This window comes from Lentzea sp. JNUCC 0626, assembly GCF_043632865.1.
In the GTDB taxonomy this organism is placed as follows: domain Bacteria; phylum Actinomycetota; class Actinomycetes; order Mycobacteriales; family Pseudonocardiaceae; genus Lentzea.
In genome coordinates this window covers 8,147,948-8,161,227 of sequence record NZ_CP171635.1, presented here as the reverse complement: position 1 = coordinate 8,161,227, position 13,280 = coordinate 8,147,948, and the positions used below count along the sequence as shown (strand labels likewise).

The following is a 13,280-nucleotide window of genomic DNA, read 5'->3' as shown; positions in this document are numbered from 1 at the left end:
TTGTCCACAGCCTCTTGTCCCCACCCTGTGGACAACCCTGGGGATATCTTCGAACGTATGTTCTAGCGGCCGATCGAGCTCATGTCGGGGTACCTGTCACCGGCGACGGCCGAGGCGGGCACGGCTGCCTCGATCGCGGCCAGGTCGTCGGCGGACAACGACAGCGACGCCGCCGCGACGTTCTCCTCCAGGTACTTGATCCGCTTCGTGCCCGGGATCGGCACGACGTCGGACCCGCGGTGCTGCACCCACGCCAGCGCGAGCTGGCCGGCCGTCACACCCCGCTCGGCGGCCAAGGCTCGCAGCGCCTCGACCATGCGGAGGTTCGTGTCGAGGTTCGTGCCCGAGAAACGTGGGTTCGCGGCACGGAAGTCACCGGCACCGAAATCAGCAGAAGACGTGAAACGGCCGGTCAGGACGCCGCGCCCCAGAGGCGAGTAAGGCACGATGCCGACGCCCAGCTCACGGGCGGTGGGCACGATCTCGGCCTCGATGTCGCGCGACCAGAGCGACCACTCGCTCTGCAACGCGGTGATCTGGTGCACCGCGTTGGCCCTGCGCAGCGTGTCGGCGCCCGCCTCGGACAGGCCGAGGAACCGCACCTTGCCCTCGGTGACCAGCTCGGCCATCGCGCCGACGGTCTCCTCGATCGGCGTCGAGGGAGACACGCGGTGCAGGTAGTAGAGGTCGATCACGTCCACACCGAGGCGCTTCAGCGATCCCTCGACCGACGACCGCACGTACTCGCGGTCGCCCCGGATCGAACGGCCGCCCTCGTCCCGGACGATGCCGAACTTGGTCGCGAGCACCACGTCGGAACGACGGCCCGCGATCGCGCGGCCCACCAGTTCCTCGTTCACGTGCGGCCCGTACATGTCGGCGGTGTCGAGCAGGGTGACGCCGAGCTCGAGGGCCCGGTGGATCACCGCGATCGACTCGGACTCGTCGCCCGCGCCGTAGAACTCCGACATCCCCATGCAGCCGAGCCCCTGCGGCCCGACCTCCAACGATCCCACCAAACGGCTCACGCCGTCGCCTCCAAGTCACGCTCGACCACCGCGTAGTGGTCGATCTTGTAGTCGAGCACTTCCAGGTGCGTCTGCAGCTCCGCGATGCGGGCGCGGACGTCGTCGCGGTGCTCGACGAGGATCTGCTTGCGGCGGCCTGCGGTCAGGTCGCCTCTGTGCCGCAGCTGCGCGAACTCGCGCATCATGCGGATCGGCATGCCGGTCGTGCGCAGGCGCGTCACGAACGCCAGCCAGCCGAGGTCCTCTTCCGAGTAGCTGCGGCGGCCGCCCGAGTCACGCGCGGGCGGGTCGACGAGCCCGATTCGTTCGTAATAGCGCAAGGTGTCGATGGACAACCCACTGCGCTGCGCGGCTTGGGCTATCGAGTAACTCACGAACTCGACGCTAAGACCTGGAGTGCACTCTAGGTCAAGCGGAATCCTTCGAGATGCCCCACGCCTCGAGGTGGCCGGCCATCTCCGGCACGTCGATCTTGTCGCGGCCGAGCGCGCGGACCAGATCCAAAGCGTCGTCCTCGTCGGCGTCGATCCAGTAGCCGTTGATGTCGCACATCGTGACGGCGGCGACCCAGGCCAGCCGCCAGTTGCCCTCGACCAGAGGGCGGGTTCGGACGATCGAGTCGAGCAGGGCGGAGGACTTCAGCCACAGCGTGTCGTAGGCCTCCACGCCGAGCACGGTGGCGCGGGGACGGTAGGCCGCGGTGTCCAGCAGGCCGATGTCCCGGACGAGGAGATCGCCACCGGTCACGGCCGTGGCCAGCACTAAGAGGTCCCCGGCGTCGAGGTAGGAGATCACGGCACCCAGTTGATCACAGAGGTCTGACAGTTTCAGGAAGAACCGAGCCTATCCAAAAGACCTCGGTACTTGGGCAGAACCCGCCCCAAGACCTCGCCCAACTTTTCTTCCTGCTGCATGCGCTGGTAACGATCCGCGATCGCCAGCCGCACGACCTCCTGCTTGGAGCGGCCCTCGGACTGCGCCAGCTCAGCGAGCCGCAGGTTCTCCTCGTCGGTCAACCGCAAGGTCATGGCCATCGCCCGACGGTATCAACCTGATACCACTCAGGCCAGCCACCGTTAGGATTGCGTGATGCCGCGTCCCAAGACCCACGACGACGCTCTGCGACGGCGTCTGCTCCAGCGGGCGGGCGAGTTGCTCAGCACCGAGGGTCCTGCCGGGGTGAGCCTGCGCAAGATCGCTACGGACGTCAACACCTCGACCACCGCGGTCTATTCCCTCTTCGGCGGAAAACCAGCGCTGCTCGAGGCGCTCTACGACGAGGCGTTCACGCGGTTCGGGAGAAGCCTCGCGGCGGTGCCGGTGACGGACGACCCGGCGGAGGACCTGCTCCAGATCGGACTCGCGTACCGGCGCAGCGCGTTGGAGGACCCGCAGTTCTACTCGGTGCTCTACTCGAAGGTCGTCGAGCACACGAAGGAGATGAGCCGCGCCGCGGGCAGGACGTTCGCGCCGGTGATCAACGCCGTGCGGCGCGCGGTGGAGCAGGGCGTCTACCTCGCAGAGGACCCCGAGCAGATCGCGATGTCGATGTGGGGTCTCGCGCACGGACTGGTCAGCCTGGAGCTCAACGGGAACCTGCCACCCGGCATCGACGCGGCCGCCACGTACGAACTGGCGTTGCGCGCACACGGCCGGGGCTGGCGCACGGACGTCGGCAAGACCCTCTAGGAACAAACCCCGCAGAAATCACGGAATCCGGGGAGGCGGCCGCCGCGAAACCTCCCCGGACCCGCTGAACTGTCCGGTTAGGACAGTTCGTCTTGGTGGTGCGGTGTTACTTCAGCGCACCGTCGAGCGCCTTGATCAGCTCACCCTGCGGCGTGTCACCGTCGAGCGACCAGATCATCGCGCCGCCGAGCCTGCGGTCGTTGATGTAGCGCGCCTTGCGCTTCATCTCCGTCGCGTCGTCGTAGGTCCACCAGGTCTTGCCGTCGTAGATCCACGCGAAGCCGGCCTTCTCGTCGCGGTAGATCTTGTACGCGTTGCCGGGCTCCGAGAGCTTCGCCTTGATGCGGTGGAAGTCCTCGTACCCGTTCTCGTACTTGGCGGGCGCCGGCACACCCGTGCCGAACAGACCGTTGCGCTTGCCGGGGGCGACACCGTCCCAGCCGCGGCCGTAGAACGGAACGCCGAGCACTGCCTTCGACCGCGGCGCACCACGCGAAAGCCACGCGTTGACCGTCACCTCGGAGCTGAACTCGAACTCCGACGGGTCACCCTTGGGCACCTTCAGCGAGGACTGCTGGTTCGCCTCCGCGTCCCACGCACCGTGGTAGTCGTAGCCCTGCAGCGTGCCAAAAGTGAGGTAGCAGAACACCTTCGCGACCTCGAAGCCCGCGTCGACCTGCTTCGGGTCGGCCGGCAGGAACGCGGTCAGGTCGCGGTTCCAGCCCATCTGCTTGCGGTACTCGGCGAGCAGCTTGGTGAAGTTGCCCTTGTCCTCGGGGCGGACGATGTTGGGCGGCTCCATGTTGCCGTTGCTGGCGGGCCATTCCCAGTCGAGGTCGATGCCGTCGAAGACACCCTTGGCAGCACCCTCGGGCAGACCGGGCAGGTTGCCCTTGATCCACATGTCGGTGCAGGACTTGACGTGTGCGGCGCGCGACTCGGGCGTCAGCGCGGCGTTGGAGAAGTAGCGCGAGCCCGTCCAGCCACCCAGCGAGATGTTGACCTTCAGCTTGGGGTACTTGGCCTTGAGCTGCTTGAGCTGGTTCAGGTTGCCCATCAGCGCCTGGCCGGCTTCGTCGGCCTTGCCGCTGACGGCCTGCTCGGCGGTGTAAGGCATCTGCCAGTCGGCCCACGGGTCCGAGCTGACGCACTTGCCCGACTCGTCGAGGAAACCGAAGGCGTAGTTCAGGTGCGTGAGCCGCGCGGCGGCCCCGCTGTCCACGAGGTTCTTGACCCGGAAGTTCCGGTCGTACACGCCCCACTGGATGAAGTACCCGACGGTGCGGGTCTTCGAGATCCCGTGGTGCCCACTGGTCTCGACGTCGGCGTTCGCAGGCGCGGCAACGGCCAGCGACGCTGACAGGGCGCCGACCGCGAGAGCGGCGACACCCCATCTCCGTCTGGACATGAGTCTCCTTGTATCGGACGCGGCAGCGGCGATGTGGTCCAGAGCACGATAGGCCTGAGGTCTAGACCACTGCTACGTCCGATCGGAGGTATGTCCTAAACCGCCCCGTACAGACGGTCACCGGCGTCACCGAGACCGGGCACGATGAAGCCCGAGTCGTTGAGCCGTTCGTCCACCGACGCCGTGACGAGACGGCACGGGAGCTGCGAGTCCTCCAGGTGATTGATTCCCTCGGGCGCCGCGAGCACGCAGATCGCGGTGACGTCGGTCGCACCACGCTGGGTGAGCAGCCGGATGGTGTAGGCCATCGAACCGCCGGTGGCCAACATCGGATCCAGCACGAACACCGGCCTTCCGGCGAGACTTTCGGGCAACGACTCCATGTACGGGGTCGGCTGGAGCGTCTCCTCGTCGCGCGCGAGCCCGACGAACCCCATCTGCGCGTCGGGGATCAACTTGTGCGCCTGGTCGGCCATGCCGAGCCCCGCCCGCAGCACCGGCACGAGCAACGGCGGGTTTGCCAGCGCGTAGCCCGTGGTACGAGCAACCGGGGTGTGCGTGCGGTCTTCCTTCAGCGGCGCCTCGCGCATCGCTTCGTAGACCAGCATCACGGTCAGTTCCTGCAGCGCGGCGCGGAATGCGGCATTGTCCGTGCGCGCGTCACGCATCGTTGTGAGTCTCGCCTTGGCGAGCGGATGATCGACGACCAGGACGTCCATGCCCGACACCGTAACCGCTGGGAGGAGCAAGGGGTGTTCGAAGAGATCTACCGCGAGGCAAGGCAGCGCATCGTGGGTCTGACGATGGGCCTGAGCGCCGAGGAACTCGCCCTGACCGTGCCCGCCTGTCCTGAGTGGACCGTGCACCAGGTGGTCGCGCACCTGTCCGGCGAGGCGTCCGATCTGGTCAGCGGACGCATGGAGGGCGCGCCGTCGGACGAGTGGACCGCGCGGCACGTCGCCGAACGCGCCGGGGTGCCCGTGCCGGAGTTGCTGGAGCAGTGGAACACCTTCGGCGACAAGATCGCCGAGATGGAGCGCATGCCGTTCCAGCTCGCGATGGACGCGCTCACGCACGAGGCCGACCTGCGCGCGACGCTCGGCCGGGAACGCCTGCCGGACACCGCGTGGCAGCCGACCCTGGTGTGGCTCGCGCCGCGGCGGTTGAAGAACGTCACCGCCAAGACCGAGTTGGGCGTGCTCGGCGACGGCCCGATCACGCTGGAGGTCGACGGCTACGAACTGTGGCGCGCGTTCTTCGGCCGCCGGTCGCGCCGGCAGATGGAGTCGTGGACCTGGTCCGACCCGTCGCCGGTCGACGACGTGCCCATCTTTCCCGCGAGGCAAACCGACCTGACGGAGTAAACGCCGTTAACTGAACAGGTGTAGGGTCGGCCGCGTGACAGACCACGTGCGCATCGGAGTGCTCGGCGCGGCCACCATCGCGCCCACCGCCGTGATCCGCCCGGCCCGCTCCTCGACGGTCGCCGAGGTCGTGGCCGTGGCGGCGCGGTCCGCGGAACGGGCGCAGGCCTTCGCCGACAAGCACGGCATCGCGCGCGTGCACGGGTCGTACGAGGACCTGCTGGCGGACCCGGCGGTCGACGCCGTCTACAACCCGCTGCCCAACAGCCTGCACGGCAAGTGGACGCTCGCCGCTCTCGAAGCGGGCAAGCACGTCCTGTGCGAAAAGCCCTTCACCGCCAACGCTTCCGAGGCCGCACTCGTCGCCAAGGCCGCCGACGCGTCCGGCCTCGTGGTGATGGAGGCGTTCCACTACCGCTACCACCCGCTGGCCGTGCGGATCGCCGAGATCATCCAGTCCGGCGTGCTCGGCCCGCTGCGGCACGTCGAGGCCACCGTCGCGTTCCCGCTGCCGGTGTTCTCCAACATCCGCTACGACTACCCGCTCGCGGGCGGCGCCATGATGGACGCCGGTTGCTACGCCGTGCACATGGCACGGCTCCTGGGCGGTGGCGAGGAACCCGAGGTGCGCTCCGCGAAAGCGTTGCTGCGCGGGCCTTCCATCGACCGCGCGATGCGGGCGTCGCTGCGCTTCCCGTCCGGCCACACGGGTTCGGTGACCGCGTCGCTGTGGTCGTCGACCGTGCTGAAGCTGTCGATGAAGGCGATCGGCGAGAACGGGAGTCTGAGTGTTTTCAACCCGCTCGGCCCGCAGGCGTACCACCGGCTGACGCTGAAGCTGCGCGACCGCAGGACGTCGGAGTCGTTCGGCCGGCGCACGACCTACGCCTACCAGCTCGACGCGTTCACCGACGCCGTGCTGCACGGCAAGCCGTTCCCGACGACCGCGGACGACGCCGTGCGGAACATGACGGTGATCGACTCGATCTACCGGGCGGCCGGTCTGCCGCTGCGCCAACCGGCCCCGTGACTCAACTGCACCACGTCCCGTTCGGACCACCCTTCATGAACGCACTCGTCAGCACGTTCGTCCGATAGCCGGTCCTCAAGTAGCCGTTGGTGCGCAGCCAACGCACCTCCAGCTCGACCGCAGGCCGGGAAACACCGATGGCCCGAGCGATCTGTTCTTGGCTCAGAGGGATGCCCAGCTCCACTTGCCCGTCCCCGAACCGGTAGCCGAACCGCAACGCGAGATCAATGAGAAAAGTCCCGAGCCGATCACGCACAACCATCCCGGCCCGAGCGCTGTCGACCCTCGCCTTCTTGGCACGGACTGCCTGCTCCTCCATGACCGCGAGCGGGGCAACTTCAACGACGAACGCACGAAACGCTTGAAGAGGCATCGTCTGAACAGTCACCGGGCCGCCCTGCACCCGATATTCAGCTCCGACGGGCAGGCCAGATCCACCAGGCAACAGCGCTTCCTCAAGGCCGATCAGGTCACCGTCACCGTAGAAAGAAACCCCGAAAGCAGGTTCTGACAGTTCATCGCTGTATTGCTCGTGCGCGACGTAGCCGAACTCGATCAGGCCCGCCACGCCAGACAGCCGAGCACCCCTGGGGTAGCGCACGCGCACAGCTCTCTGCGCAAACGACTTGCGCTGTTCAAGAGTGAGCCTGCCTAGGAAGTTACCCTGCCGCCACGCGCCACGACACAATTCTCCGGCCGTCGCGCCCGCTGACGTGACCGTCATGGCACAAGCACCTGAATTGCGATAACTACGCCGGGCACCGCTCCTAGGACCGCGAACCCGACAAGTCCGAACAAAGCCAGCACGATCGCACCGACGACTATCAGCGCGATGCCGTTCACCTGCATCCACTTACTCCCACGTTCCGAAGAGTCACCCGAGCGATCTGGCGAGCCTGACGCAAGTCAATACCCGGAGAAACAAGCTTGGTAGTCAGCCCTCCAGGCATTCAACGCAGCGATCGTACGCACAACAAAGCGCCTCCGCCAGACCTAAAAATGAAGCAATTCCACGCCACGAGGGAAATCCCATAAATAGATGGAGGCAGTAATTATCACTGACTCCATATTTCTATGGAGTGGCGCATATGCACTCTCGCGTTCACTGTTTCCAGCACCCCGACCCGAGGTTCTGGCGAGCCTGGCGGCTGCTTCAGCGAGGCGCGAGAGGAGTGGTAGCCCTCCCGCGCCTCGCCACCTGACATGCCAGGCGGCTTCCAGAACGGCCGACAGCCACACCGCCACTGCGCCAACCGGCCCCGTGACGGTCACGAACCCGTTGCGATGACCACCGGATCAGGTAGCTCGACAACCCGATCCGGGAGTAAAGAATCGACAAAGCGACTCCGAAAAGTCTCATAGCCAGTTGAGACGCGGAGGTGCGAACGGTGACGATCGAACAGAAGCCCGTCCAGCAGTGGTGCGAGTCCCCGCTGGTCATCCTGGGTGTCTCGGGGTCACTCGCCGTGCTGATCGGCGTGCTGCCGCTGATGTGGGCGTTCAACCCGGCCCTCGCGGTGGCGCTCGCGTCCATGCTCGTGGTGGCCTTCGCGATCACGGTCAAGTACGCGCCGAACCGCAAGTGAGGGTTCTAGACTCAATCGGGTGAGCGACGAGCTGGTACCGGCTGACCCGAATCAGATGCGCGCCTCGGACGCGGACCGCGAACAGGTCGCGCAGGTGCTGCACAAGGCCACTGCTGAGGGCCGCCTCGACATCCACGAGTTGGACGAGCGCCTCGCCGCCGTCTACTCGGCCAAGACCTACGGCGAACTCGTTCCCATCACCGCGGACCTGGTGCTGAGCGGCCTGCCGCAGACCCCGGCCGTGCCGCAGTACCAGCCCGCCGTGAACGACCGCATCGGCGGCCAGCCCGGCAGCGCGGTGTCGGTCGCGTTCTGGTCCGGCGTGAACCGCAAGGGCGGCTGGGTCGTGCCGCGGATGCACAACGCCGTGGCGATCATGGGCGGCATCGACATCGACCTGACGCACGCGAACTTCGCCGAGTCCGAGGTGACGATCAGCTGCTTCGCGTTCTGGGGCGGCATCGAGATCCGGGTGCCGGACGACATCAACGTCAAGGTCGACGGGTTCGGGTTCATGGGGGCGTTCGAGGAGAACGTGCCTGCGCGCCGGCACATCCCCGGTGCGCCGACGGTGCGGATCACCGGGCTCGCGATCATGGGCGGGGTCGAGGTCAAGGGCCCGAAGAAGCCGAAGAAGAACATCCTGCGCGAACTGCTCGACTGATGAAGGTCGCGGACCTGCTCGAACTCGCCGGCTTCGCCGGAGCGTCGGTGTGGCTGAAGATGGACGGCGAACGCGCCACCCACCGGTGGACGGTGATCGTGTCCTGCGCGGAGCACGACCTCCGGCACCGGCGCGACGTCAACCGGTTCGACCAGGTGGTCAAGATCGTGCGGGACGAGCTGTCCGCGCTGCCCGGCGAGTGGGCGTGGCTGGACGACGAGATCGAGGACCTCGACGAGTTCGCGCAGCACTACGAGGAGCTCGGTCGGCAGGGCGCGATCATCGTCGTCGACAGCACCGGTGAGCAGCCCCTCAGAGCGCCGTCACAGAGTGCCTGAGCTGCGAGAACCTCGTCACTTAGGACGCGCGTCCCATTCCGCTTAGACTCCCAGGCATGGCTGCTCCAACGACACTGCCGTCGGCCCTGGCTGACGCCGTGCGCGACGAATCGTCGCTGCGGCGTTTCCTGCACGGGCTCCCCGGCGTCGACCAGGTCGGCGTCGAGCAACGAGCCGCGGGCCTCGGCACGCGCAGCATCAAGAAGGCCGCCAAGCTGCACGCCATCGACCTGGCGATCAGCATGGTGGACCTGACCACCCTCGAAGGCGCGGACACGCACGGCAAGGTGCGCAGCCTCGCTGCCAAGGCCAAGCGTCCCGACCCCGAACGGCCTGACGTGCCGAAGGTCGCGGCGGTCTGCGTCTACCCGGACATGGTGAAGACGGCGGCCGACGACCTCAAGGGCACCGGGATCAACGTCGCGTCCGTCGCGACGGCGTTTCCCAGTGGCCGCAGCACGATGGACATCAAGCTGGCCGACACCCGGTTCGCCGTCGAGCAGGGCGCGTCCGAGGTCGACATGGTGATCGACCGCGGTGCGTTCCTGAGCGGGCGGTACGGGCAGGTGTTCGAGGAGATCGTGAAGATCAAGGAGGCGTGCGGGGACGCGCACCTCAAGGTCATCCTCGAGACCGGCGAGCTCGTGACGTACGACAACGTGCGTCGCGCGTCGTGGCTCGCGCTGCTCGCGGGTGGTGACTTCATCAAGACGTCGACCGGCAAGGTGCAGCCCGCCGCGACGTTGCCGGTGACGCACGTGATGCTGCAGGCGGTGCGGGACTGGAAGCAGCAGACGGGTCAGCTGCGCGGGGTCAAGCCCGCCGGTGGCATCCGCACGACCAAGGACGCGATCAAGTACCTGGTGGCCGTGCACGAGGTGGCCGGTCCTGAGTGGCTCGACCCGAACCTGTTCCGGTTCGGCGCGTCGACGTTGCTCAACGACCTGCTGATGCAGCGTCGGACCCAGTTGGACGGCCACTACAGCGGCCCGGACTACGTGACGGTGGACTGAAGACATGTGGGAATACGCCCCCGCGCCCGAGTCGCGGGACATCGCGAACCTCAAGCCCAGCTACAAGATGTTCGTCGACGGCAAGTTCGTCGAGGGCACCGGCGAGCCGCTCAAGACCATCAACCCCGGCACCGAAGAGGTGCTGGCGGAGGTGTCGACGGCGAGCGAGTCCGATGTGGACACCGCGGTCAAGGCCGCGCGCAAGGCCTACGACCGCGTGTGGTCGAAGATGCCCGGCTCCGAGCGGGCCAAGTACATCTACCGGATCGCGCGGCAGATCCAGGAACGCGGCCGTGAGCTCGCGGTGCTGGAGTCGCTCGACAACGGCAAGCCGATCAAGGAGTCGCGCGACACCGACATCCCGACGGCCGCCTCGCACTTCTTCTACCACGCGGGTTGGGCGGACAAGCTCGGCTACGCGGGCTACGGGCCGGACCCGAAGCCCCTCGGTGTCGCGGGACAGGTGATCCCGTGGAACTTCCCGCTGCTGATGGCCGCGTGGAAGATCGCGCCGGCGCTGGCGTGCGGCAACACCGTCGTGCTCAAGCCCGCCGAGACCACGCCGCTGACGGCGTTGGTGCTGGCGGACATCATCCAGCAGTGCGACCTGCCGCCGGGCGTCGTGAACATCATCCCGGGCGCCGGTGACGTCGGTGCCGCGCTGGTCGGGCACGCGGACGTCAACAAGGTCGCCTTCACCGGCTCGACCGACGTCGGCAAGATCATCCAGGGTCAGCTGGCGGGCACGTCCAAGAAGCTGACGCTGGAACTCGGTGGCAAGGCCGCGAACATCGTGTTCGACGACGCCCCGCTCGACCAGGCCGTCGAGGGCATCGTCAACGGCATCTTCTTCAACCAGGGCCACGTCTGCTGCGCCGGATCGCGTCTGCTGGTGCAGGAGTCGATCGCCGACGAGCTGATCGAGAAGCTGCACGCGCGCGTCTCCACGCTGCGCGTCGGCGACCCGTTGGACAAGAACACCGACATCGGTGCGATCAACTCGCGCGAGCAGCTCACCAAGATCCAGGAGCTGACCGCGGCGGGCGAGGCCGAGGGCGCCACCCGCTGGACGTCGTCGTGTCCGTTGCCGGACAAGGGTTTCTACTTCGCCCCGACGGTGTTCTCCGGGGTGTCGCAGGCGATGCGCATCGCCCGTGAGGAGATCTTCGGCCCGGTGCTGTCCGTGCTGACGTTCCGCACGCCGGAGGAGGCCGTGGCCAAGGCGAACAACACGCCGTACGGCCTGTCGGCGGGTGTGTGGACCGAGAAGGGCTCGCGCATTCTCTGGATGGCACAACGGATGCGCGCCGGTGTGGTGTGGTCCAACACGTTCAACCGCTTCGACCCGACCGCCCCGTTCGGCGGGTACCAGGAGTCGGGCTTCGGCCGTGAGGGCGGCCGCACCGGTCTGGAGGCCTACCTCGATGTCTGATCGCATCACGGTCGCGAAGACCTACAAGCTCTACATCGGCGGCAAGTTCCCGCGTTCGGAGTCGGGCCGCAGCTACCCGGTCTCCGACTCGAAGGGCACGTTCCTCGCGAACGCCGCGCAGGGCTCGCGCAAGGACGCCCGCGACGCGGTTTCGGCCGCCCGCAAGGCTTTCGGCGGCTGGTCGGGCGCCACGGCCTACAACCGCGGCCAGGTCCTGTACCGGGTGGCCGAGGTGCTGGAGGGCCGCCGCGAGCAGTTCATCGCCGAGGTCGCGTCCTCCGAGGGCGTCGCGCTGAAGAAGGCGCAGACCCTCGTGGACGCCGCCATCGACCGCTGGGTCTGGTACGCGGGCTGGACGGACAAGATCGCGGCCGTGCTGGGCTCCTCGAACCCGGTGGCGGGCCCGTACTTCTCGTTCTCCACCCCGGAACCGACGGGTGTGGTCGCGGTGCTGGCGCCGCAGCAGTCGTCGTTGCTGGGCCTGATCTCGGTGATCGCGCCGGTGATCGCGTCCGGCAACACCTGCGTGGTCATCACCTCGCAGGACCGGCCGCTGCCCGCGATCACGTTGTCCGAGGTGCTGGCGACGAGTGACGTGCCGGGTGGCGTCGTCAACATCATCACCGGCCGCACCGCGGAGATCGCGCCGTGGCTCGCCTCGCACGGTGACGTGAACGCGCTCGACCTGACCGGTGCGCCGGAGTCCCAGCGCGCCGACCTCGAACGGTCGGCCGCGGGCACCGTGAAGCGCGTGCTGCGCAACAAGCAGAACGAGGACTTCACGGCGACGCCGGACATGTCGCGGTTGCGCGCGTACCTGGAGACGAAGACGGTCTGGCACCCGATGGGTGTGTAGCTAGTCGGCGGCGTAGGCCTTGCCCTGCGCCGCCAGCTCCTCCCCCAGCAGCCGGATGGCCTTCGGGCCGACCCCGTGGATCTTCAGCAACTCCTTCGCCGACACCTTCGTCAGCGACTCGAACGTCGTGTAGCCGTGCGCGGCCAACTCCCGTGCCGCGACCTTCCCGATCGTGCGCGGGAACTCGGTGTCGGTCACGAGTTCACCAGCCCGGCCCGCCACGCCCACGAGGCGATCCCGACGCGGTTCTTCACGTTCAGCTTCGTCTGCACCGACGCCAGGTGCGTCTTCACCGTCGACAGAGACAGGAACAGCGACGACGCGATCTCCTGGTTCGACAGCCCGCGCGCCACCTCCCGCACCACGTCCTGCTCGCGTGCGGTCAGCAACGACAGGTCGGGCCGCTCGGCCGGGCGCGCGAAGTGCTCCAGCATCCGCACGGTCACCTGAGGCGAGATCAACGCGTTGCCGGCGGCCGCCGCCCGCACCGCCTCGACCAGCAACGCCGGACCGGCGTCCTTCGTCAGGAACCCGGACGCGCCGTTCTCCAGCGCGGTGTGCACGTACTCGTCGAGGTCGAAGGTGGTCACCACCACGACCTTGGTGGTCGGCGACAGCTTCTTCGTCACCTCCAGGCCGTCGAGGCCAGGCATGCGGATGTCGAGCAACGCCACGTCGGGGTTGAGTTCGCGGGCCGCCGTGACGGCCGCGATGCCGTCCGCCACGTCGGCGACGACGGTGATGTCCGGCTGCTTCTCCAGGATCATCCGAAACCCGACGCGGACCATCTCCTGGTCGTCGGCGATGAGAACCGAGATCATTTGTTCATTCCTCCACGCACAGGCGACCGGTCCGGCCCCTTTTTGGTCACG

Annotated in this window: 18 protein-coding genes; 9 read left to right on the top strand and 9 right to left on the bottom strand. The window is 67.4% G+C overall.

Annotated features, from left to right (window positions below; all coding sequences use genetic code 11):
• Positions 1-62: 62 nt before the first annotated feature.
• From JNUCC0626_RS38050 to JNUCC0626_RS38035, 4 genes are read right to left on the bottom strand one after another with little or no spacing between them, the layout of a single operon-like run.
• Entirely contained in the window at positions 63-977 is a 915-nt protein-coding gene (locus tag JNUCC0626_RS38050; protein ID WP_394622192.1) for an aldo/keto reductase, read from the bottom strand.
• 47 nt (positions 978-1,024) lie between these two features.
• A complete protein-coding gene (locus JNUCC0626_RS38045; RefSeq protein ID WP_285644143.1) occupies positions 1,025-1,402 on the bottom strand; it encodes a MerR family transcriptional regulator in 378 nt (125 codons plus the stop codon).
• 34 nt (positions 1,403-1,436) lie between these two features.
• A complete protein-coding gene (locus JNUCC0626_RS38040) occupies positions 1,437-1,823 on the bottom strand; it encodes a type II toxin-antitoxin system death-on-curing family toxin (protein WP_089914793.1) in 387 nt (128 codons plus the stop codon).
• A 32-nt stretch (positions 1,824-1,855) separates the two neighbouring features.
• Positions 1,856-2,062: a type II toxin-antitoxin system VapB family antitoxin gene (locus tag JNUCC0626_RS38035; protein WP_382443441.1), complete on the bottom strand. Its 207-nt coding sequence runs from the start codon at positions 2,060-2,062 to the stop codon at positions 1,856-1,858.
• Positions 2,063-2,117: 55 nt separating this feature from the next.
• Here JNUCC0626_RS38035 and JNUCC0626_RS38030 point away from each other — a divergent pair, with 55 nt between their 5' ends.
• The gene (locus JNUCC0626_RS38030; RefSeq protein WP_394615502.1) at positions 2,118-2,717 is read left to right on the top strand and encodes a TetR/AcrR family transcriptional regulator; all 600 of its coding nucleotides are present in this window, start codon (positions 2,118-2,120) and stop codon (positions 2,715-2,717) included.
• A 106-nt stretch (positions 2,718-2,823) separates the two neighbouring features.
• On the opposite strand, the gene JNUCC0626_RS38025 is transcribed toward JNUCC0626_RS38030, so the two are convergent.
• A complete protein-coding gene (locus JNUCC0626_RS38025; protein ID WP_394615501.1) occupies positions 2,824-4,125 on the bottom strand; it encodes a glycoside hydrolase family 18 protein in 1,302 nt (433 codons plus the stop codon).
• A 95-nt stretch (positions 4,126-4,220) separates the two neighbouring features.
• Entirely contained in the window at positions 4,221-4,844 is a 624-nt protein-coding gene (gene upp, locus JNUCC0626_RS38020; protein WP_285644149.1) for a uracil phosphoribosyltransferase, read from the bottom strand.
• A gap of 33 nt (positions 4,845-4,877) precedes the next feature.
• Between upp and JNUCC0626_RS38015 the strand changes: the two genes are divergently transcribed.
• Together JNUCC0626_RS38015 and JNUCC0626_RS38010 are read left to right on the top strand one after the other, a co-directional pair.
• On the top strand, positions 4,878-5,489 hold the full coding sequence (locus JNUCC0626_RS38015; protein WP_394615500.1) for a maleylpyruvate isomerase N-terminal domain-containing protein: 612 nt from the start codon (positions 4,878-4,880) through the stop codon (positions 5,487-5,489).
• Positions 5,490-5,523: 34 nt separating this feature from the next.
• Positions 5,524-6,519 carry a Gfo/Idh/MocA family protein gene (locus JNUCC0626_RS38010; RefSeq protein WP_394615499.1) on the top strand — a complete coding sequence of 332 codons (996 nt, stop codon included), beginning with the start codon at positions 5,524-5,526 and terminating at the stop codon, positions 6,517-6,519.
• Position 6,520: 1 nt separating this feature from the next.
• Here the strand turns inward: JNUCC0626_RS38010 and JNUCC0626_RS38005 are convergent, their stop codons facing one another.
• Positions 6,521-7,087: a helix-turn-helix domain-containing protein gene (locus tag JNUCC0626_RS38005; RefSeq protein ID WP_394615498.1), complete on the bottom strand. Its 567-nt coding sequence runs from the start codon at positions 7,085-7,087 to the stop codon at positions 6,521-6,523.
• Positions 7,088-7,907: 820 nt separating this feature from the next.
• Here JNUCC0626_RS38005 and JNUCC0626_RS38000 point away from each other — a divergent pair.
• From JNUCC0626_RS38000 to JNUCC0626_RS37975, 6 genes are read left to right on the top strand one after another with little or no spacing between them, the layout of a single operon-like run.
• The gene (locus JNUCC0626_RS38000) at positions 7,908-8,105 is read left to right on the top strand and encodes a hypothetical protein (RefSeq protein WP_394615497.1); all 198 of its coding nucleotides are present in this window, start codon (positions 7,908-7,910) and stop codon (positions 8,103-8,105) included.
• Between the two features lie 19 nt (positions 8,106-8,124).
• Entirely contained in the window at positions 8,125-8,769 is a 645-nt protein-coding gene (locus JNUCC0626_RS37995; protein WP_394615496.1) for a DUF1707 SHOCT-like domain-containing protein, read from the top strand.
• A complete protein-coding gene (locus JNUCC0626_RS37990; RefSeq protein WP_394615495.1) occupies positions 8,769-9,107 on the top strand; it encodes a hypothetical protein in 339 nt (112 codons plus the stop codon). Before JNUCC0626_RS37995 ends, JNUCC0626_RS37990 begins: the two co-directional genes overlap by 1 nt.
• Positions 9,108-9,163: 56 nt before the next feature.
• Entirely contained in the window at positions 9,164-10,120 is a 957-nt protein-coding gene (gene deoC / locus JNUCC0626_RS37985; protein WP_394615494.1) for a deoxyribose-phosphate aldolase, read from the top strand.
• Between the two features lie 4 nt (positions 10,121-10,124).
• Positions 10,125-11,552 carry an aldehyde dehydrogenase family protein gene (locus JNUCC0626_RS37980; protein WP_394615493.1) on the top strand — a complete coding sequence of 476 codons (1,428 nt, stop codon included), beginning with the start codon at positions 10,125-10,127 and terminating at the stop codon, positions 11,550-11,552.
• The gene (locus JNUCC0626_RS37975; RefSeq protein ID WP_394615492.1) at positions 11,545-12,408 is read left to right on the top strand and encodes an aldehyde dehydrogenase family protein; all 864 of its coding nucleotides are present in this window, start codon (positions 11,545-11,547) and stop codon (positions 12,406-12,408) included. The genes JNUCC0626_RS37980 and JNUCC0626_RS37975 overlap by 8 nt, the downstream gene beginning before the upstream one ends.
• Here the strand turns inward: JNUCC0626_RS37975 and JNUCC0626_RS37970 are convergent, their stop codons facing one another.
• Together JNUCC0626_RS37970 and JNUCC0626_RS37965 are read right to left on the bottom strand one after the other, a co-directional pair.
• On the bottom strand, positions 12,409-12,606 hold the full coding sequence (locus tag JNUCC0626_RS37970; RefSeq protein WP_394615491.1) for a helix-hairpin-helix domain-containing protein: 198 nt from the start codon (positions 12,604-12,606) through the stop codon (positions 12,409-12,411). It lies immediately after the preceding gene.
• A complete protein-coding gene (locus JNUCC0626_RS37965; RefSeq protein ID WP_285643340.1) occupies positions 12,603-13,229 on the bottom strand; it encodes a response regulator transcription factor in 627 nt (208 codons plus the stop codon). The genes JNUCC0626_RS37970 and JNUCC0626_RS37965 overlap by 4 nt, the downstream gene beginning before the upstream one ends.
• Positions 13,230-13,280 lie beyond the last annotated feature (51 nt).